The organism is Azospirillum halopraeferens DSM 3675, assembly GCF_000429625.1.
GTDB classification, from domain to species: Bacteria; Pseudomonadota; Alphaproteobacteria; order Azospirillales; family Azospirillaceae; genus Azospirillum; species Azospirillum halopraeferens.
This window is the reverse complement of sequence record NZ_AUCF01000016.1, coordinates 69,767-88,682: the sequence shown is the minus strand read 5'-3', so window position 1 is coordinate 88,682 and position 18,916 is coordinate 69,767. Positions and strand designations below refer to the sequence as shown.

15 protein-coding genes are annotated in these 18,916 nt (G+C 70.2%); 4 read left to right on the top strand and 11 right to left on the bottom strand.

Annotated features, from left to right (window positions below; translation table 11 throughout):
• Positions 1-121: 121 nt before the first annotated feature.
• The 5 genes from G472_RS0116490 to G472_RS0116470 all read right to left on the bottom strand — a co-directional run bounded on the left by G472_RS0116490 (position 122) and on the right by G472_RS0116470 (position 5,034).
• On the bottom strand, positions 122-640 hold the full coding sequence (locus tag G472_RS0116490; RefSeq protein ID WP_051340910.1) for a hypothetical protein: 519 nt from the start codon (positions 638-640) through the stop codon (positions 122-124).
• Complete coding sequence (locus G472_RS0116485; RefSeq protein ID WP_029009283.1) at positions 637-894, bottom strand: DUF4160 domain-containing protein; 258 nt, start codon at positions 892-894, stop codon at positions 637-639. Before G472_RS0116485 ends, G472_RS0116490 begins: the two co-directional genes overlap by 4 nt.
• Before the next feature lie 238 nt (positions 895-1,132).
• A complete protein-coding gene (locus tag G472_RS0116480) occupies positions 1,133-2,626 on the bottom strand; it encodes a nickel-dependent hydrogenase large subunit (RefSeq protein WP_245593511.1) in 1,494 nt (497 codons plus the stop codon).
• A gap of 3 nt (positions 2,627-2,629) precedes the next feature.
• Positions 2,630-3,640, bottom strand: a complete 1,011-nt coding sequence (locus G472_RS0116475) for an NADH-quinone oxidoreductase subunit B family protein (protein WP_029009281.1) — start codon at positions 3,638-3,640, stop codon at positions 2,630-2,632.
• Positions 3,637-5,034: a sensor histidine kinase gene (locus tag G472_RS0116470; protein ID WP_084536698.1), complete on the bottom strand. Its 1,398-nt coding sequence runs from the start codon at positions 5,032-5,034 to the stop codon at positions 3,637-3,639. The genes G472_RS0116475 and G472_RS0116470 overlap by 4 nt, the downstream gene beginning before the upstream one ends.
• 212 nt (positions 5,035-5,246) lie before the next feature.
• On the opposite strand from G472_RS0116470, the gene G472_RS0116465 reads away from it, so the two are divergent.
• Both G472_RS0116465 and G472_RS38160 read left to right on the top strand, forming a co-directional pair.
• Positions 5,247-6,230, top strand: a complete 984-nt coding sequence (locus G472_RS0116465; RefSeq protein WP_029009279.1) for a DUF808 domain-containing protein — start codon at positions 5,247-5,249, stop codon at positions 6,228-6,230.
• Positions 6,231-6,518: 288 nt separating this feature from the next.
• The gene (locus tag G472_RS38160) at positions 6,519-7,640 is read left to right on the top strand and encodes an acyltransferase family protein (RefSeq protein ID WP_084536697.1); all 1,122 of its coding nucleotides are present in this window, start codon (positions 6,519-6,521) and stop codon (positions 7,638-7,640) included.
• 918 nt (positions 7,641-8,558) lie between these two features.
• Here G472_RS38160 and G472_RS0116450 read toward each other — a convergent pair.
• Positions 8,559-9,086 (bottom strand): hypothetical protein, encoded by a 528-nt coding sequence (locus tag G472_RS0116450; RefSeq protein WP_029009277.1) that lies wholly within the window; start codon positions 9,084-9,086, stop codon positions 8,559-8,561.
• A gap of 316 nt (positions 9,087-9,402) precedes the next feature.
• On the opposite strand from G472_RS0116450, the gene G472_RS0116445 reads away from it, so the two are divergent.
• Positions 9,403-11,811, top strand: coding sequence for a transketolase (locus tag G472_RS0116445; RefSeq protein ID WP_029009276.1), 2,409 nt, complete (start codon positions 9,403-9,405; stop codon positions 11,809-11,811).
• A 41-nt stretch (positions 11,812-11,852) separates the two neighbouring features.
• On the opposite strand, the gene G472_RS0116440 is transcribed toward G472_RS0116445, so the two are convergent.
• Positions 11,853-12,722 (bottom strand): amidohydrolase family protein, encoded by an 870-nt coding sequence (locus G472_RS0116440; protein ID WP_029009275.1) that lies wholly within the window; start codon positions 12,720-12,722, stop codon positions 11,853-11,855.
• A gap of 34 nt (positions 12,723-12,756) precedes the next feature.
• The gene (locus tag G472_RS0116435; protein ID WP_029009274.1) at positions 12,757-14,544 is read right to left on the bottom strand and encodes an acyl-CoA dehydrogenase; all 1,788 of its coding nucleotides are present in this window, start codon (positions 14,542-14,544) and stop codon (positions 12,757-12,759) included.
• Positions 14,545-14,686: 142 nt separating this feature from the next.
• On the opposite strand from G472_RS0116435, the gene G472_RS33670 reads away from it, so the two are divergent.
• Positions 14,687-15,331, top strand: a complete 645-nt coding sequence (locus tag G472_RS33670) for a MarR family winged helix-turn-helix transcriptional regulator (RefSeq protein WP_051340909.1) — start codon at positions 14,687-14,689, stop codon at positions 15,329-15,331.
• Here the strand turns inward: G472_RS33670 and G472_RS0116425 are convergent.
• The 3 genes from G472_RS0116425 to G472_RS0116415 all read right to left on the bottom strand — a co-directional run bounded on the left by G472_RS0116425 (position 15,279) and on the right by G472_RS0116415 (position 18,872).
• Positions 15,279-16,040, bottom strand: a complete 762-nt coding sequence (locus tag G472_RS0116425; protein ID WP_029009273.1) for an SDR family NAD(P)-dependent oxidoreductase — start codon at positions 16,038-16,040, stop codon at positions 15,279-15,281. The genes G472_RS33670 and G472_RS0116425 overlap by 53 nt on opposite strands.
• 84 nt (positions 16,041-16,124) lie before the next feature.
• A complete protein-coding gene (locus tag G472_RS0116420; protein ID WP_029009272.1) occupies positions 16,125-17,978 on the bottom strand; it encodes a feruloyl-CoA synthase in 1,854 nt (617 codons plus the stop codon).
• A gap of 90 nt (positions 17,979-18,068) precedes the next feature.
• Complete coding sequence (locus G472_RS0116415) at positions 18,069-18,872, bottom strand: crotonase/enoyl-CoA hydratase family protein (protein WP_051340908.1); 804 nt, start codon at positions 18,870-18,872, stop codon at positions 18,069-18,071.
• Positions 18,873-18,916: the final 44 nt, after the last annotated feature.

The following is an 18,916-nucleotide window of genomic DNA, read 5'->3' as shown; positions in this document are numbered from 1 at the left end:
GCCACGGATGGAGACCCGGCATACCGCAGAAGGGCGGCGGAGGTAAAGGCGCCAGGATGGGAGGACGTGTCGCACCTCCAACGTCGAACGGCGGCGATCGCGGCGTCAGCCCGTGGCGCCCCTACTCGGCGGCGGCCGGGGGGCGACCGGGGCGGCGGGGGCGCAGGAAGGCGGTGAGCAGCAGCGGGTCGCGGTCAATGGCGCGGGCCGCGATGGTCACGGCGCGAGGCACCGGGTTGGTGGCGCTGCGATAATTGGTCCAGGTGTTGACGTGCACTCCGAACAGGTCGGCGGCTTCACGGTTGGACAGGCTGTGACGGCTCTGCCAGGCGGCCAGAGCGGCCGCGTCGAAAGCGGCTTGCTGTTCAGCCAGCAACTCAAGGTGCACGCTGTCGATGGACAGGTTTTCATCCCCGGCCCACTGGACGGTGTCGCCATCCTCGCCGATCTCCGGCCTCAGGAAGATGCCGGGAACGCGCAGGGCGGCGACGTCGTGCAGGCTGATCCAGCCGGCCAGATCGACGCAGACGCCGCCGCCGCTTTGCCAGCGCACGGTCAGCATGGTACCCGGCCCGGCCTCGACCGCGGCGATCAGCGGCACGGGGCGGGGATCGATACCGGTAATGACGTCATCGCTCATGGCGCCTGCCTCTCAGCGGATGGGGCTTCGGGATTGCAGCGGGTCCACTCGGCGACCAGGGTGGCGCGATTGGCGACGGCCCAAGCGGCGATCTCGGCCCACAGGCCGGAGGGCACGGAGCCGCGAAGGACGGCGACGGGGTCGATGCGCACCAGGGCGTTGACGCCCGGTCCCTTGACGTGGAAGTGAGGCGGGTTGTGGTCGCGGCCCTGGACGATGATTCGCACCGTCCCGATCGTCGCCAGCTTGCCCATGGTGTTCCACGCCCTTGATCTCGCAAACGTATCACAATTGATGTGTCTACTGCAACACATCAATTGTGGGTCCGCTGGACGTGCTGAGCGTGGCGGAGGTTGGACAGGACCGGCTGGTCACGTTGTCCCTTTGCGGCCGTATCCGTCCACGGACGCAGCATGCGGAACCCATATCGAACAAATTTCGGAAATTTTTCGAACGCGGCAAGCCTGCATTAATGAAAACAATCCCTTAAAGTCAATGCACGGTGCACACCATGCAGGGGTCGAACGAGCGCACCACGTGCTGCACCGCCAGCGGGGTGGTTTCGCCGGGGTGGACGGGGGCGCCGACCAGGGCGGCCTCCAGCGGGCCGGGAACGCCGTTCAGGTCGCGGGGCGAGAAGTTCCAGGTGGTGGGGGCGATGATCTGATAGCCGGCGATGCGGCCGCGCTCGATCCGCAGCCAGTGGCCGAGCGCGCCGCGCGCCGCCTCGGTCAGGCCGACGGCGCGGGCGGTGTCGGGGAGGGCGCCTTCGCTGCACCAGGGGCCGGCGGGGTCGAGGGTGCGGGCCCAGCCCTCCATCGCCACGGTGGTGCGGGCCAGCTCCAGCAGGCGGGCGACGACGCGGGCGGTCACGCCGGCACCGTCGCGGGCCACCAGCGCGCGCACCAGCGGGTGGCCGTCCGTCATCTGGCGGGCGACGGCGCCGGTCTCGTAGGGGCGGCCGTCCAGGCGCGGCGCCTTGCACCAGGTGTAGCCGTCGTCGTCGGGGTCGCCGATCGGCTCGGTCGAGCCGGCGAAGGGCGGGTGCGGCCGGTCCTGCCCGGCCATGCGGCTGTAGCGGTGGTGCTCGGCCACCGCCGCGGGGTCGAAGGGGGCGGAGCGGCCGTCGGCCACGGTGCCGCGGGCGTAGAGATGGCCGCCGCCGGGCAGCGGGTAGGCGCCATGGCTGAGGAAGCGGTCGTAGGCACGCCCCAGCCGCTCCAGCCCCAGGTCGGCGGCGATCTCCATGAACAGGCGGAAGTCGCCGGGCGGGCCGGCGGTCCGCCAGCGCTCCAGATCGTCGGTCCCGGCCAGCTCAGCCACCGCTTCCAGGCGGGCGCCGAACAGGGAGGTTTCCAGGAAGCGGCGGAAGGCCGCGAGGATGGCCATCAGGCGCACGCGGTCCCGGCCGTCCAGCGCCCGCGCCACGCCGCCCGGCCGCAGCGTCAGGGTGTGCGGCCACTTGCCGCCCATCAGCCCCAGCACGTGGAACAGCTCCGCCCGGGCCGCGATGGCGGCGCGCACGGCGCTGCCGGTGGCCGCCTTGAAGCGCGCCTCGGCGGCGGCGAACCAGGGCCGGCCGGCGTAGGGTGCGCGCGCGAAGTCGGGCATGAAGAACAGGTGGAAGTGGGTGAGGTGGTCGGCCACGTTCTCGGTGGCGGTCATCAGGTTGGTGGCGAGCAGCCCGTTGACGGGCATTCCCGCCCCCGGCCCCTGCGCCGCCGCCAGCGCCAGGGCCGCTGCGTGGCTCTGGGAGACCGAGCAGATGCCGCAGATGCGCGGTGCCACCACCAGCGCGTCCCCGGGCGCGCGGCCCTCCAGGATGCGCTCGAAGCCGCGGAACAGGGGGGCGTTGACGTAGGCCGCGGCGACGGCGCCGTCGGCCACCTCCAGCCGCACCTCCAGGTCGCCCTCGACCCGGTTGAAGGGGCCGACGATCAGGCGCGTCGGGGCCCCGTCCTTCGCTTCCGCGTTCTTCGGTTCCACGCCTCAGCCCTTGTTGGTGCTGCGGATCGACGGCGGCACGACGATGCGGTCCGCGGCGGCGTTGCGGCGCACCCGTTCCGGCGTCGCCGCCTTGGCGAGCGAGGCCAGCGCCACGAACCACGCCTTGGGCATGTCGGTGGGCAGGCCGACGGGGATGCCGGCGAAGGTGGGGGTGCGCTCGAAGGGATGCCCCGGCTCCTCGAAGCCGGGGGCGGTGCAGTTGATGCAGGCGTAGCCGCCGCGGGTGCACGACCCCTCGCCGTTCCACGGGCGGGTGTTGCAGTCCGCGTGGGCCCGGGTGCCGAGACAGCCCATGTGTTCCATCATGCAGCCGAGGTCGGAGTGCTTCTCGGCGCTGGCCTTGTACTCGTAGTACTCGTTGCGGGTGCAGCCGTGGTGGACCAGGTGGTCGGCGTAGAAGCGCGGCCGCTGGAAGGCGTCCAGCCCGTCCGCCCCCAGGGCGTCCCCGGCCAGCAGCATCAGCGTCTCGGTCACCCAGTTGGGGTGGGTGGGGCAGCCCGCCACGTTGATCACCGGCAGCCCGGAGCGCGACCGGAAGTCCGCCGCCAGGGCGCCGCCGCGCCGCGTTCCCTCGTACTGCAGGCCGCAGGCGTCGGCCACGTTGAGCCCGCCGGCGGTGATGCCGCCGAAGGCGGCGCAGGTGCCCACCGCCACCACGTGCCGCGCCTGCCCGGCCAGCTCGCGCACCCAGTCGATGGTGGGGCGCCCGGTGCCGGCCAGCACGTGGAAGCGCCCGGTGCCGTTGGGGCCGCGCAGCAGCGAGCCCTCGACGCACAGCACGTCCAGGGGCTCCCGCCCCGTGCGCACGGCGTCCAGCAGGGCCAGCGCCTCCGCCCCCGTCTCCTCCGACAGGCTGGGGTGCCAGAGCAGGCGGATGCCGGCGATCTCCAGCAGGGTCGGCAGATCGGGCGACTGGGCGCACAGCATGGACATGGTGCAGCCGCCGCAGCCCCCCGACTGGAGCCACAGCACCGACAGCGGACGATGGGTCATGACCGGTCCTCCCGGTGTCCGGCGGCGGGCAGCGTCAGGGTGAACAGGGCGCCGCCGCCGGGGTGGTTGCCGGCGGCAAGCGTGCCGCCGTGCTCGCGCACGAGCTGGTAGCTGATCGACAGGCCGAGCCCGGTGCCCTTGCCCACCGGCTTGGTCGTGAAGAAGGGATCGAAGACGCGCGCCAGCACGTCGGCGGCGATGCCCGGCCCGGTGTCGCGGATGGTCACCGCCACCCGGTCGCCGTGGAGCCCGCCCGCCAGCTCCAGCCGCCGGGCGGGCACCTCCTGCATGGCGTCGATGGCGTTCTGCACCAGGTTCATGGCGACCTGGTGGAGATGGCCGGGGTGGCCGGTGACCTCCAGCCGCTCCGGCAGATCGAAGGTGACGGCGATGTCGGCCATCTGCGCCTTGGCCACCCAGTTGACGGCCGAGCGCAGCAGGGCGGTGAGGTCGACGCGCTCGGCCGCGTGCTTCTGTTCCGACGAGAAGCGCCGCAGCTCGGCGACGATGTCGCGCACCCGCTCGGTGCCCTCCAGCATGCCGTCCAGGGTGGCCGGCAGGTCGGCGCGCGCACGGTCGATGCGCAGCTCCGCCCGCCGGGCCGCCAGCGCCGCCGGGCCGTCCCCCGCCTCCACCCGGTCGAGATAGGCGGTCAGCCGGTCGACGTAGCGGCACAGGGCGTGGGCGTTGCCGTAGACGAAGGAAATGGGGTTGTTCAGTTCGTGCGCCACGCCGGCGACAAGGCGGCCGAGCGAGGCCATCTTCTCGGAATGGACGAGCTGCTGCTGGGTCTGCTTCAGCCCCTCGTGGGCGGCGGCGAGGTCGCGGTAGGCGCGCCGCAATTCACCCACCGGGCGGCCCACCAGCACCGCCCCGATGGCGCGGCCGCGCTGGTCGTAGCGCACGGTGGAGTTGACCGCCACCGGGAACGGCCCGGTGGGGGAACGCAGGCTCAGCTCCGCATCCGTGGCCTCCTCCCGCCGCAGGGCGGCGGCGCACAGGGCGGTGTAGGCGGCGCGGGAGGCGGGGTCGATGAAGTCCCGCAGGTTGCGCCCCGCCAGCTCCCGCCCGGGATAGCCCAGGGCGCGCTCCGCCGCCGCGTTGGTCTGCTCGATCCGCCCCTCGCGGTCGCAGGCGATCAGCACGTCGGTCATGGCACCCAGCACGCTGGCGATGAAGGCCTGTGCCTCCTCCAGTTCGGCGTTCTTGCGCTCCAGCTCCACTTGTTGCGAGACGAGGTTTGCGTAGGTCTCGTCCATCTTGCGGATGACGTCGATCCACGCGCTCTCCGCCTCGGCGTCGGAAAGCATGCCGGGGATCGGGTAGGACTGGGACAGCGCGGGCGCGTCGGTGTCGGGCGATGCCCCGCGGTCGCTCCGGTGGTTTCTGCCCATGGGCACGCGTTCCGCTGCAAGCCGTCGGGCGGGCAGCCTAGCACGCCCCGGCGCCGCGGGTCGACCGTGCCGCCGCAGGACGGATGTAGCGGCCGGAACGTGCAGCAGCTTACACTGTTCCCGTCACGCAACCGAACGGGTGAGGACAGCATGGGCCGATCCGCGCACCGCCGCAGCCACAGCCACAGCCGCCGCACGGCGGGGCGGGCGGCGTGAGCACCGGGCTGATCGCGCTGGTCGACGACGTCGTCGGCCTGGCGAAGGTCGCCGCCGCGTCCCTGGACGACGTGGCGGCGCAAGCGACCCGGGCGGGCGTCAAGGCGGCGGGGGTGGTGGTGGACGACGCGGCCGTCACGCCCCGCTACGTGGTCGGGTTCTCCGCCGACCGCGAGTTGCCGATCATCGCCCGCATCGCCATGGGCTCCCTGCGGAACAAGTTGCTGTTCCTGCTGCCGGCGGCCCTGCTGCTCAGCCTCGTCGCACCGTGGGCGATCACGCCCCTGCTGATGCTGGGCGGCGCCTATCTCTGCTACGAAGGGGCGGAGAAGGCGTACGAGGCGCTGTGGCCCCACGCGGAGCACCACGGCCCCGGCGGCGTCCTGCCGGCGACCGCCGTTGACGCCCGCCAACTGGAGGAGGAGAAGGTCCGCGGCGCCATCCGCACCGACCTGATCCTGTCGGCCGAGATCATGGCGATCACGCTGGCGGCCGTCGCCGCCGAGACCTCGTCGTTCTGGAACCGGGCGCTGATCCTGGCGGTGGTGGGCGTCGGCATCACATTGCTGGTATACGCCGCGGTGGCGGTGATCGTGAAGGCGGACGACGCGGGCGTGGTGCTGGCCGGCAACCGCCGGCCCGCCGTCCGGGCGCTGGGCCGCGGGCTGGTGCTGGGCATGCCCCCTTTCCTCAGGGTGCTCAGCGTCGTCGGCACCGCCGCCATGCTGTGGGTCGGCGGCGGCATCATCGTGCACGGGCTGGAGGAGTACGGGGTGACCGGCATCGGCCACGCCATCCACGACGCCGCGGCGGCCGTCGGCCATGCGGTCGCCGGCGCGGTGTCTCCCGGCCCGGCGGCGGCGGCGGAATGGCTGGTCGGCGCCGTGGGATCGGGCCTGTTCGGCCTGATCCCGGGGGTGCTGCTGATCCTCCTGGTCCACCGCGCCATCCTGCCGCTGGCCGCGGCGCGCAAGCGCTGAGGCGGCGGCGGCCGCGTCGCCCTCTGACCGGACTTATGGCACGGTCGCGATGACGACGCCCGTATCGACGCCCCGGACGGCATGATACCGTTCGCCATGGCAAGCCTGCTTTTCCGACGAAGCGGTCATTCGTGCCGGTTGTCGAACGGTATCATGCCGATGCGAATTCTAGGTCACAATTTCCTCGGGAATCCTTAAGTGGGACAAGATTTGCGCAAACGAGGAACGACAAGTTTCCGGTAAGGAAATTTATGATATCATACGAATTGTTGACTTTATGGATCGGATATGTGCCCTGAGCATTCAGAAAAGATAGAATTTATTCAGATTAGTAGGGCGTTTTCTGCTTTTTCTGTTATGGTATATCACATATTCTTTTTCTCCGTGTCGTACTACAGTAATATTTACCCTTATTGGTTTGAATCTGTATCGTCTGTGGGGTATATCGGTGTAGATTTTTTCTTCGTGATTTCTGGATTTGTTATTCTGAACGCGCACTATGATGATAAGTCTGGGGTTTCAAGCCTTGTTTCGTTTTCTTTTAAAAGAATAATTCGCATATACCCTCCATATCTGCCGATAGCAGCGACCGCTTTCTTTATTTATTACGTAAATCCTAACATAGGAAATTACCCAAAGGACAATATTGGAGCTCTGTCTACTTTTCTTCTGATCCCATCGCTATATCCGACATCATTGATTGTTGCGTGGACGCTGATCCACGAGATGGTGTTTTACTTGATATTTTTGACATATTTCATATCGAGGAGATTTTTCATAGCCGTCATTGGTGCTTGGGTGGTTGTCATAGCGGCAAACGCGGTTTTTTCCCCGGGTCTGACCGGGAACCTGATTTTCTACAGATTTCTCGCCACCATCAATTTGGAGTTCGCCTTTGGACTGATCTGCGCGTGTGTATGGCGGAGGTTAAACGTCGGCCCCGCTGTTGCGGCCTCCCTGCTTCTGGGGGGCGTGATCAGCCTTGCAATGATCCTATCGTACGATGTGGGCAAACACCGCTGGCTCTTCGCGATCCCCTTCTCTCTGATACTGTTGGGCGGCTGCTATCTGGAAAAAACGGGCGCTCTCAACGTACCGCGTCTGCTCCTGCTGCTCGGCGATGCAAGCTATGCCATCTACCTCATTCACCTGCCGCTGATTTCGGTGATGTTCCGGGCGGTTCCGGCCATCAACCGGCACACGGCCGGTTTCAACCCCACGACAGAATGGGCCATGACGGCTTCCGCTGTCATCATCACCGGCATCCTCGCAAGTGTGATGTACCACAAACTCTACGAGCGCCCCATCATCCACTTTCTGCATCGCAAGACTTCTTCATTCTCAGGATCATACCGACGGCATCGGAATGATGCCGTCGATCCGTCCCTCTCGATCAATGCAAAGCATTGATCTGTCGAGTCTTGCGGCCGGAAACCAATGGAACGGAACGTTTTCCGGCTGTATTGGAACCCAATCGGAAATTGAATTTGTCATAACAGAAGCTGGACCTGGCCACCGGGCGTCTGCCCCCGGGCGTGCCGGAGATCCGCCGTCGGTACCACCGGTTCGTCGCCCCGCGCTCTCGCGTGGTCGCATCGGCGAAGACGCCGTCAGCAGCGGGCGCGCCGCTCACATCGGAAACGACGCGCCCAAGCCGATAGAGACCGTCTGTCGTGTCGGCGCAACGCGCAGGCGGCACGACCCTGCGCCTATGGGAGGCGTTGCCCGGCGGCAAGGTCAGGCTCCCGCCCGCGGCAATCCCACGGACCCGGGAAACGGTCCCGGCCCGGTTCAGACCCACTGATCGACGGTCATCGACGGCACCCGCTTGTCACCGCACCGGCATGGCGGAAGGGCCGTCCACCACGTCACCTCACCCCGGCGCTCCGGCTCAGAATCCGATCACCCCGGTCATCCAGAGAAGAATGACGATAATGCCGGGGACGCCCAGCAGCCAGAGAAGAAGCGGCATGTCAACCTCCATTGTTCGATCAGGGAATCGTCGCCACATCCGTGTCATACGGTTTCCGCCTGAAGGCTTCACCCGTATGCCCCTTTCAATGAAGGCCTGCGGCCTTCATCTGTCGGGTTCGACGGCTTCCGGCAGATCCTACGGATCTGCCGGAAGCCGTATCACGCGCTGCGATGTGGCGTTCATTTCCTCAACCGCATGAAACGCGAATTGTCGCGCCCGAACGCGAGCACGCTGAATCCGGCGCAGAGGTGACGGAACGCTTGCGGGAGTCTATGCGGGGAGCAGTCGAGCGGCAGACCGCGGTGTCGAAGCGTGACGGAGGCGGACCGCGCCGCCTCCGCCGCGCCGGGCGATCAGGGCTTGGGGTAGGGCAGCGAGGAATGGTGGACGTTGATGCGCAGCGCCCCGTTGGCGTCGCGGATGTAGCCGAAGGTGTACTCAACCTTGGTTTCCGTGCCGGCCGTGTCGGTGAAGTAGTAGTTCCCCATGGCGACGGCGCCGTCACCGACCGTGGCGATCCCGTGGTTCTCGAAGCGCACCGCGGTCCACGGGGTGATGGCGAAGCCGGTGTCCTCGGTGCCGGCGGCGCCGATGAAGTAGTCGAGCGCCTGCTGCTTGGTCTCGCGGAACTGGTCAACCGCCGCCTTGGTCGGCTTGAACAGGACAGGGCCGGAATCGTAGGCGTAGAGGGTGTCGATGTGACGGATCGCGGCCGACTTGTAGTCCTGGCCGCCGGTGTGCGCCGCGCCGATGGCGACGATTCCCTCGGCCCAGATCTTCTGCGCCGCCGCGACCTCGTCCGCGGTGATGCCGGCGGCCGCGAGCGGGCCGGAGAGCGAAAGCGCCGCGGCGAACGCAGCGGCGAACAACGTCTTCTGCATCCTGTGTCTCCTCCTCCGGGTCATCGGGGATGGTTCTGTAGCCGCCGATACGACCGGTGCCCGCCCGTCCGGCGGCGGCAGGATACCCATTTCGATGATACCCGATAAGGCGACTCCCACCCGTCCGGCACCCGCAGGATTGATTGTCACAGTCTTCCGGCATCCAATCTTTCCGTGTGACCGATCCATGAACCGCCGGCGGATCGTCGCGGGGATGGTGCCGTGGCGCTTGATGCGCGTCACGCGATGCCGATTTCCCTGTTGGAAGCCATCGCATGCGGACCCGGCGGCCGGCGCCGGCCCGACGGAGACCGCCATGACCATGCCCGCCCCGACCCGCCCCGACCTCGACTGCCTGGAGGACCTGGAGCGCAAGGTGCTCTGGCTCGCCGCCTGGACCATCCATCATGCCAACCACGTCCGGCCCAACGCCGACGGGCTGAAGGTGGGCGGACACCAGGCGTCGTCGGCGTCGCTGGCGACGATCATGACGGCGCTCTATTTCGCCGTCCTGCGGCCGGAGGACCGGGTGGCGGTCAAGCCCCATGCCGCCCCCGTGTTCCACGCCATCCAGTATCTGCTGGGCAACCAGTCCCGGGACAAGCTGGAGGCGTTCCGCGGTTACAAAGGGGCCCAGTCCTACCCGTCGCGCACCAAGGACGGCGACGACGTGGATTTCTCCACCGGTTCGGTCGGGTTGGGTGTCGCGCAAACGCTGTTCGCCTCGCTCGTGCAGGACTACCTGAAGGCCAGAGGGTGGTCCGCCGGCCTGCCCGAGGGCCGCATGGTGGCGCTGGTCGGCGACGCCGAGATGGACGAAGGCAACATCTTCGAGGCGCTCCAGGAAGGGTGGAAGCACGGAGTGCGCAACACCTGGTGGATCGTCGACTACAACCGCCAGAGCCTGGACGCCGTCATCCGCGAAGGATTGTGGGAGCGGCTGGAGAACATCTTCCGTGCCTTCGGCTGGGATGTGGTGATCCTGAAGTACGGCACGCTCATGCAGGAGGCCTTCGCCGAACCGGGCGGCGAGGTGCTGAAGGCGTGGATCGACTCCTGTCCCAACCAGCTCTATTCGGCGCTGACCTACCGTGGCGGGGCGGCGTGGCGGCGCCGGCTGCTGGACGACCTCGGCGATCAGGGGCCGGTCTCCCGCCTGATCGAGCGGCGCAGCGACGCCGAACTGGCGGCGGTTATGGGCAACCTGGGCGGCCACGATCTGCCGTCCCTGCTCGACGCGTTCGAACGGGCGCGTGCTCACGACCGGCCCGTCTGCTTCATCGCCTACACGGTCAAGGGCGCCGGCCTGCCGCTGGCCGGCCACAAGGACAACCACGCGGGCCTGCTGACGCCCGAGCAAATGGAGAGTCTGCGGGCCGCGCACGGGGTGCGGCCCGGCCGCGAGTGGGAGCCGTTCGAGGGCTGCCGACTGCCGGCGGCGCGGCTGCGCGGGTTCCTGGAGCGCGTACCCTTCGCGCGCAAGGGGCGGCGGCGCTACACCGCCCCCGCCGTTCCGGTGCCGGCGGCGCTGCCGGCGCCGGGGCAGCGCATCCTGTCGACCCAGGCGGCGTTCGGCCTGATCCTGAACGATCTGGGCCGCGAGGACACTGAACTGGCTCGGCGCATCGTGACGACGGCGCCGGATGTGACCGTCTCCACCAACCTCGGCGCCTGGGTGAACCGCCGCGGCCTGTTTGCGAAGAGCGAGATGGCCGATCTCTTCCGGAAGGAGCGCATCCCTTCCACCTTCTCCTGGGAGTTCTCGCCCCGCGGCCAGCATCTGGAACTGGGAATCGCCGAATCGAACCTGTTCATCCTGCTCTCCGCCCTCGGCCTGTCCCACTCCCTGTTCGGGGAACGGCTGCTGCCGGTGGGCACCGTCTACGACCCGTTCATCCTGCGCGGTGCCGATCAGCTCAACTATGCCTGCTATCAGGACGCCCGCTTCATCCTGGTGGCGACGCCGTCGGGGGTGACCCTGGCTCCGGAGGGCGGCGCGCACCAGTCCATCGCCACACCCCTGGTGGGCATGGCCCAGGACGGGTTGGCCGCCTTCGAGCCGGCTTTCGCCGACGAGTTGGCGGTCATCCTGCGCTGGGCCTTCGACTACATGCAGCGGGACGGGGAGGATGTCCCCGACGAGCGGACCTGGCTGCGCGACGAGACGGGCGGTGCCGTCTATCTGCGCCTGTCCACCCGCGCGCTGGAGCAGCCGGTGCGCACCATGGATGAGACCCTGGCGCGCGACGTGGTGGACGGCGCCCATTGGCTGCGCCGGCCGGGGCCGAATGCGGAGGTGGTGGTCGCCTGCACCGGCGCCGTAACGCCCGAGGCCGTCGCCGCGGTGGGCATGCTGGGCGAGGACCGCCGCGACGTCGGCCTGCTGGCCGTCACCTCCGCCGACCGCCTGCACGCGGGCTGGAGCGCCGCACAGCGGGCGCGCGAGCGCGGCGCGGCGCACGCCCGGTCCCACGTGGAACGGCTGCTGGAGGGGGTGCCGCCCCACTGCGGGCTGGTCACCGTGGTCGACGGCCACCCCGCGGCGCTGGGCTGGCTCGGCTCAGTCGCCGGACACCGCACCCGCGCGCTGGGGGTGGAGCATTTCGGCCAGACCGGAACCATCGCCGACCTGTACCGCCATTACGGGATCGACGCCGGCGGCATCATCCGCGCCGCCGCGGCATTGGCGCCGGGCCGGCCGGTGCGGCACCTGCGGGCGGTGTGATCCCCGGAGCATCCGGAGGATGCTCCGGGGATGATCGGCGGCTACGCCGCCAGCCCCAGCAGTTTCGCGGCGTTGTCCTTGAGGATCAGAGGCCGCACCTCGTCCTTGATGGGCAGCTTTTCGAAGTCGGCGATCCAGCGGTCGGGCGTGATCAGCGGGAAGTCGGAGCCGAACAGCATCTTGTGCTTCAGCAGCGTGTTGGCGTACTGCACCAGGATCGGCGGGAAATACTTGGGCGACCAGCCCGACAGGTCGATGTAGACCTGCGGCTTGTGGGTGGCGACGGCCAGCGCCTCCTCCTGCCAGGGGAAGGAGGGGTGGGCCAGGATGATGGGCATGTCCGGGAAATCGGCGGCCACGTCGTCCAGGTGCATGGGGTTGGAGTATTTCAGGCGCAGGCCGGCGCCGCCGGGCATGCCGGCGCCGATGCCGGTCTGGCCGGTGTGGAACAGGGCCGGCAGCTTGTACTCCGCGATCACCTCATAGAGGGGATAGGCCATGCGGTCGTTGGGGAAGAAGCCCTGCATGGTCGGATGGAACTTGAAGCCGCGCACCCCGTACTGCTCGATCAGGCGGCGCGCCTCGCGCACGCCCACCTTGCCGCGCGCCGGGTCGATGCTGGCGAAGGGGATCATCACGTCGCGGTTCTGCGCCACCAGCTCCGCCACCTCGTCGTTGGGCACGCGGGGCAGGCCGGTGCAGCACTCCGCGTCCACGGGGAAGATGACGCAGGCCATCTTGCGCCGGCGGTAGTACTCGGCGATCTCCGGGATGCCGGGCTGGCCCAGGTCGTTGCGGAAGTACTGCGCCTTGGCCTTCTCCCACTCCAGCGCCTCTTCGACCAGCGGGGCGCGGCAGGACTTCTCGGCGTGGGTGTGGATGTCGATGGCGACGAGTTCGTCGAGGTTCATCGGGGGTCCCCGTTCTTCCAAGGGTGCGTTCGGATCAGGTGAGGAGGGCGGGGTCGACCCGCACGCTCGCGGCACCGTCGGTCACCGTGCGGGCCAGGCCCGGCGCGGCCATGGCCAGGTTCTCCGCGAAGAAGCGCGCCACCGCGATGCGGCCGTGCAGGGCCGGGTCGCCGGCCCCGGCGTCGAGCATGGCGCGCGCGGCCAGCGCGCCGCGGGCCAGCAGGGCACCGCCCGCCGCCAGCCCGAACAGGCGCAGGTAGGGCGACGCCCCGGCCAGGGCGTCGGCGGGGTCGCGCCCCTCGACCAGCAGCCAGGCGGTCGCCCGCTCCAGGGCGTCCAGCGCCTCGCCGACGCAGGGGGCCAGCGCGCCGAAGTCGGCGGCGTCGCGCCGGGCCGCCGCCGCCACGGTGGCGCGCCAGCCGGCGATCAGGGCGTCCAGCGCCTCGCCGCCGCCGCGCGGCAGCTTGCGGGTGACCAGGTCGATGGCCTGGATGCCGTTGGTGCCCTCGTAGATCGAGGTGATGCGCACGTCGCGCAGCAGTTGGGCGACGCCCGTCTCCTCCACATAGCCCATGCCGCCGTGGACCTGGATGGCGAGCTGCGCCGCCTCGATCCCCGCGTCGGTGCAGAACGCCTTGGTCACGGGGGTCAGCAGGTCGGCGCGGGCCTGCGCGGCGTCGTCGTCGCCGTGCTCGGCGCGGTCGATGGCCTCGGCCGTGGCGTAGGCGATGGCGCGGCCGGCGGCGGTGAGCGCGCGCATGGTCAGCAGCATGCGCCGGACGTCCGGATGCTCCACGATCGGGCCGGGGCCCGGACCGGAACCGCCGGGGGCGCGGCCCTGGCGGCGCTCGCGGGCGAAGGCGACGGACTGCTGGCAGGCGCGCTCCCCGATCGCAACCCCCTGCAGGCCGGTGGCGAGGCGGGCCCGGTTCATCATGGTGAACATGCAGGCGAGGCCGCGGTTCTCCTCCCCCACCAGCCAGCCGACGGCGCCGCCGCCGTGGTCGCCGGCTTCGCCGAACACCATGGTGCAGGTGGGGCTGGCGTGCAGGCCCAGCTTGTGCTCCACGCCGGCGCAGCGGACGTCGTTGGCAGGGCCGGGCAGGCCGTCGTCGCCGACCAGGCGCCTGGGCACCAGGAACAGGCTGATCCCCCGCGTCCCCGGCGGCGCGTCGGGCAGGCGCGCCAGCACCAGATGGATGATGTTGTCGGTCAGGTCGTGCTCGCCGCAGGTGATGAAGATCTTCTGGCCGGTGATGCGGTAGCTGCCGTCGCCCGCCGGCACGGCGCGGGTGCGCAGCAGCCCGAGGTCGGAGCCCGCCTGCGGCTCCGTCAGGTTCATGGTCGCCGTCCATTCCCCCGACACCAGCCGGGGCAGGTAGCGCGCCTGAAGCTCCGGTGCGGCGTGGGCCAGCAGGGTGTCGACGGCGCCCTGGGTCAGCACCGGACCCAGCCCGAAGGCCATGCAGGCGGAGGTGTGCATCTCCATGACCGCGGTGTTCAGCATCACCGGCAGGCCGGCCCCGCCGCGGGACTCCGGTGCCGCCACGCCGTTCCAGCCCGCCTCGGCCCAGCGCCGGTAGGCGTCGCGGAAGCCGGCCGGGGTGGTCACCGCGCCATCGACCCAGCGCACCCCTTCGCGGTCGCCGGGGCCGTTGAGCGGCGCCAGCACACCCTCGCCGAAGGCCCCGGCCTGGTCGAGCAGGGCCGCCGCCAGATCCCCGTCCACGGCGGGGAACAGGCCGTCGCGCAGCATCGCCTCCAGCCCCGCCACGTGGTTCAGGGTGAACAGGATCTCATCGACCGGCGCCCTGTAGCTCATGCCCGACACCCTCCCTTGCAGCACAGACAATTTGGTATCACGGATTATTGTAATGTTCCATAACAATAATGCGGCGTTCCGCACCGCGCCCCGCTCTGCTAGACTCCGGCCCCTGGACCCCGCCGGAAACCGACAGCCCCCGATGAGCGAAGCCCCCACCCCGCGGCGCCGGCGCGCGCCGGCCCCCGCCGTTACCCCCGCCGCCGCTGCCCCCGCTCCCGCTGCGGCTCCGGAACCGGCAGCCCCCGAGACCGCGGCCGGTGACGACGCGGTGGATCTCGGCATTCTGGCGGAATCGACGGGGTTCCTGCTGAAGCGGGCGCAGATGGCGGTCTTCCACGACTTCATCCGCACCTGCGCGGTGGAGGACGTGCGGCCGGCGCAGTTCTCCGTGCTGATCATCATCGACCGCAACCCCGGCCTGAAGCAGTCCCAGGTCAGCCGGGCGCTGTCCATCAAGCGCACCAACTTCGTGCCCCTGCTGGACGGGCTGGAGGAGCGCGGCCTGGTGCGGCGCAAGCCGGCGCCCAACGACCGGCGCTCCTACGCCCTGCACCTGACCGCCAAGGGGCGCGCCCTGACGGATCGCCTGAAGGCGCTGTGGACGGAGCACGAGACCCGCATGCGCGAGCGCATCGGCGAACCCGGCTGCACCGCCCTGTTCGCCATGCTGAACGGCCTGGTCGGTCCGGGCGATCCGGCCGCGGGCGACGACGCCGACGCGGCCGAGGAGTTCACCGCGGCGGCAGCCGCAAAGCCCCGTCGAGGCGGATCACCTCGCCGTTGAGCGACCGGTTGGTCACGCAGGTCAGCACCAGGTCGGCGAACTCGTCCGGGTCGCCGAGGCGCCGCGGGAAGGGGATGGAGGCGGCCAGACCGGCCTGCACCTCCTCGGGCAGGGTGCGCATCATGGGCGTCAGGAACAGGCCCGGCGCGATGGCCATGACGCGGATGCCGAACTGCGCCAGCTCGCGCGCCGCCGGCAGGGTCATCGACGCGATGCCGCCCTTGGACGCGGCGTAGGCCGCCTGACCCACCTGCCCCTCGAACGCCGCGACGGAGGCGGTGGAGACGACCACGCCGCGCTCCCCGTCGGCCAGCGGTTCCAGACCCGCCATGGCCGCCGCCGCGAGGCGCAGCATGTTGAAGCTGCCCAGCAGGTTGACGCGCAGGACACGGTCGAAGGCGTCGAGCGGCATCGGCCCGTCGCGGCCGAGGATGCGGCGCGCCACACCGATGCCGGCGCAGTTGACCAGCACCCGCGCCGCGCCGTGGGCGTCGGCGGCGCGGGCCAGCGCCGCGGCCGCGGACTCCGCGTCGGCGACGTCGCAGGCGACGCCGATCCCCTCCACCTCCCGCGCCACCGCCTGCGCGGCGTCGGCGTTGAGGTCCAGCACGGCGACGCGCGCCCCGGCGGCGGCCAGCCGCCGCGCCGTCGCCGCCCCCAGCCCCGACCCGCCGCCGGTCACGACGGCGGCACAGCCCCTGATGTCCATGTGGTTCACTCCCCCTCGGTTTCGCCCGGCCGCCAACGTCACGATCTCCTCCCCCGCCGGGGGCGGGGGAGAGCCTGCGGGTGCCTACGCCATCACCCGTTCGGCCACCAGCACGTGGGGCGGCGGCGGGTCGGCGTAGAGGTCCTCCACCAGGGCCGCGCGGCGGGCGAGCATGGCGCGCTGGTTGAGCGAGCCCTTGTCGGTGATCTCCCCGGCGTCGAGCAGGGGGCGCTCCTCCAGCACGATGGCGCGCTCGATGCGGTTGGAACTGCCGGTGGCGGTGCGCGCCAGGGCGTCCAGCATCTCCTGGAAGCGCCGGCGCACCTCCGGCCGGTGCAGCACCGCCGCGTCGGCCTCGCCGCGGGCGAAGTCGGCGCACAGGTCGCGGCAGGACGGCAGGTCGGGCACGATCAGCACCGCCACGAAGTCGCGGTCGTGGCCGGCGACGACCACGTCGCTGACCAGCGGCGCGAAGTGGCGCAGCATGGCGCCGCGCAGGGTGCTGACGCTGACCCAGGTGCCGGTGGCCAGCTTGAAGTCCTCGGAGATGCGGCCGTCGAAGATGAACCCCAGCTCCGGCCGGTCGGGATCGACGAAGCGCACCGCGTCGCCCATGCGGTAGAATCCCTCCTCGTCGAAGGCGGCGGCGGTGGTGTCGTCCTGGCGCCAGTAGCCGGGGGTGATGGTCGGGCCGCTGAGGCGCAGCTCCAGCTTTTCCGCCGCCGGCACCAGCTTCATGGCGATGCCCGGGGCCGGCACCCCGATGATGCCGGGCTGGTCGACCGGCCGGTTGCAGATCAGCGCCGCCGGCGCGGTCTCGGTGGAGCCCAGGCTGGAGACGAAGACCACCCGTTCGCCGCAGGCGTCCTCGGCCAGTTCCTCCAGGCTCTCCCAGATGTGGGGGGACAGGCCGGCGCCGGCGTAGAACAGGGCGTTCAGCCGGCTGAAGAACCGCCGGCGCAGGGCCGGGTCGGCGCGCAGGTGCGGCACCAGCGCCTCGTAGCCCTTGGGCACGTTGAAGTACATGGTCGGCGCGATCTCGCGCAGGTTGGCCACCGTCGGCAGCACGCCGTCGGCCATCGGCCGCCCCTCGTCGATGTAGTAGGAGCCGCCGTTGTACAGCGCCATGTTGAAGTTGTGGTTGCCGCCGAAGGTATGGTTCCACGGCAGCCAGTCCACCAGCACCGGCGGCTCGTCCTCCAGGAAGGCGAAGACCTGGCGCAGCATCTGCTGGTTGGCGCACTGCATGCGCTGGGTGTTGATGACGCCCTTGGGCACGCCGGTGGAGCCCGACGTGAACAGCAGCTTGGCCACCGTGTCGGGGCCCACCGCGGCGTGGGCGGCGTCGACGACGTCGGTGGGGTCCGCGACCAGATCGGCGAAGGCGGTGACGGCGCGGCCGTCCGGCGGCGCGTCGGTCACCACCACCTCCACCCCCTCGGGCACGGCGGCGGCGAGGGCGCGGCCGTAACGGTGGCCGTCGGCGGCGAACACCAGGCCCGGCGTGGCCAGCCCCAGCACGTGGCGCAGCTTGCCGAAATCGGTGCTGACCAGGGAATAGGCGGTGGACACCGGCGCGTAGGGGATGCCGGCGTACTGGGCGGCCAGGCCGAGCAGCGCGTGCTCCAGGTCGTTGCCCGACAGGATGGCGACGCCGCGGTCCGGCGACAGGCCGCGCGCCAGCAGGGCGGCGGCGATGCGGCGCACCCGGTCCAGGGTGGCGGCGTAGGACAGGGTGCGCCAGGCGCCGTGACGGTCGCGCTGCGCCAGGAAGATCCGGTCGGGCGCGGTGCGCGCGTGGTGCTCCAGGCACAGGGTCAGCTTGTCCGGATGGGGCCCGAGCGGCGTCCCGGCCCGCACCACGAGGGAGCCGTCGGGGCGGCGTTCGACGCCCACCTCGACCGAGCCCAGACGCACCTGTCGCATGGCTTTGCTCATGTGTTCCTCCCAAGGGGGGGCGGCGCCGGCGTTGGCCCCGGCGCGATTCTTGGTCCGCCCGTGATCCGCGTTATGGCCGGTCCGGCGGCATCAGAATTCCGTCACCTTTTTGGCGCGCTTCTCCAGGAAGGCGCGCAGGCGGTCCTTGGCCTCGTCGCTGCCCTGGGCGACGGCGGACATCAGCGCCTCCATCATGAAGCCCTGGCGGGGGTCCGCCTCGGCGATGCGGGGCAGGGCGTGGATGACCGCGAAGTTGGTGACGGGGGCGTTGGCGGCGACGCGCGCGGCCAGACCCATCGCGGTGTCGGGGCCGGCGCCGGGCTCCACCAGGTATTGGGACAGGCCCATGGCCTGGCCCGCCTCGGCGTCGTGGACGCGGCCGGTCAGCATCATGTCGGCCATGCGCGCCGTGCCGATCAGCCGCGGCACCCGCACCGAGGCGCCGCCGCCCACGAAGATGCCGCGCTGCCCCTCGGGCAGGGCGTAGTAGGCGCTGCGCTCCGCCACCCGGATGTGGGCGGCGCAGGCCAGCTCCAGCCCGCCGCCGACCACGGCGCCCTTGAGCACGGCGATCACCGGGACGCGCCCGAACTCGATCCGCTCGAAGGCGCGGTGCCACATCATGGAATGGGCGATGCCCTCCACCGTGTTGCGCTCGGTGATCTCCGACAGGTCGAGGCCGGCGGAGAAGTTCTCGCCGGCGGCGGTGATCACCACCGCCTTCGCCTCCGCCGGCAGGGCGGAAAAGAACGCCTCGATGCCGAGCACGGTTTCGTCGTTGAGGGCGTTGCGCTTCTCCGGCCGGTTCAGGGTCAGCACGGCGATGTCGCCGGCCAGTTCCGCGCGCAGGGACGAGGGCAGGGTCCGTTCCAGAATTCGTTCACCGGTGGGCATCGTCGTACCTTTCCGTCGCCGGGCGCGACTGGGATTTCATATGA

Coding starts and splice junctions, on each gene's coding strand:
- G472_RS0116475 (WP_029009281.1), bottom strand. CDS start 3,640: ATGACCCATCGTCCGCTGTCGGTGCTGTGGCTCCAGTCGGGGGGCTGC.
- G472_RS0116445 (WP_029009276.1), top strand. CDS start 9,403: ATGACCATGCCCGCCCCGACCCGCCCCGACCTCGACTGCCTGGAGGAC.
- G472_RS0116470 (WP_084536698.1), bottom strand. CDS start 5,034: ATGGGCAGAAACCACCGGAGCGACCGCGGGGCATCGCCCGACACCGAC.
- G472_RS0116440 (WP_029009275.1), bottom strand. CDS start 12,722: ATGAACCTCGACGAACTCGTCGCCATCGACATCCACACCCACGCCGAG.
- G472_RS0116420 (WP_029009272.1), bottom strand. CDS start 17,978: ATGAGCAAAGCCATGCGACAGGTGCGTCTGGGCTCGGTCGAGGTGGGC.
- G472_RS0116435 (WP_029009274.1), bottom strand. CDS start 14,544: ATGAGCTACAGGGCGCCGGTCGATGAGATCCTGTTCACCCTGAACCAC.
- G472_RS0116425 (WP_029009273.1), bottom strand. CDS start 16,040: ATGGACATCAGGGGCTGTGCCGCCGTCGTGACCGGCGGCGGGTCGGGG.
- G472_RS0116490 (WP_051340910.1), bottom strand. CDS start 640: ATGAGCGATGACGTCATTACCGGTATCGATCCCCGCCCCGTGCCGCTG.
- G472_RS38160 (WP_084536697.1), top strand. CDS start 6,519: ATGTGCCCTGAGCATTCAGAAAAGATAGAATTTATTCAGATTAGTAGG.
- G472_RS0116450 (WP_029009277.1), bottom strand. CDS start 9,086: ATGCAGAAGACGTTGTTCGCCGCTGCGTTCGCCGCGGCGCTTTCGCTC.
- G472_RS33670 (WP_051340909.1), top strand. CDS start 14,687: ATGAGCGAAGCCCCCACCCCGCGGCGCCGGCGCGCGCCGGCCCCCGCC.
- G472_RS0116485 (WP_029009283.1), bottom strand. CDS start 894: ATGGGCAAGCTGGCGACGATCGGGACGGTGCGAATCATCGTCCAGGGC.
- G472_RS0116415 (WP_051340908.1), bottom strand. CDS start 18,872: ATGCCCACCGGTGAACGAATTCTGGAACGGACCCTGCCCTCGTCCCTG.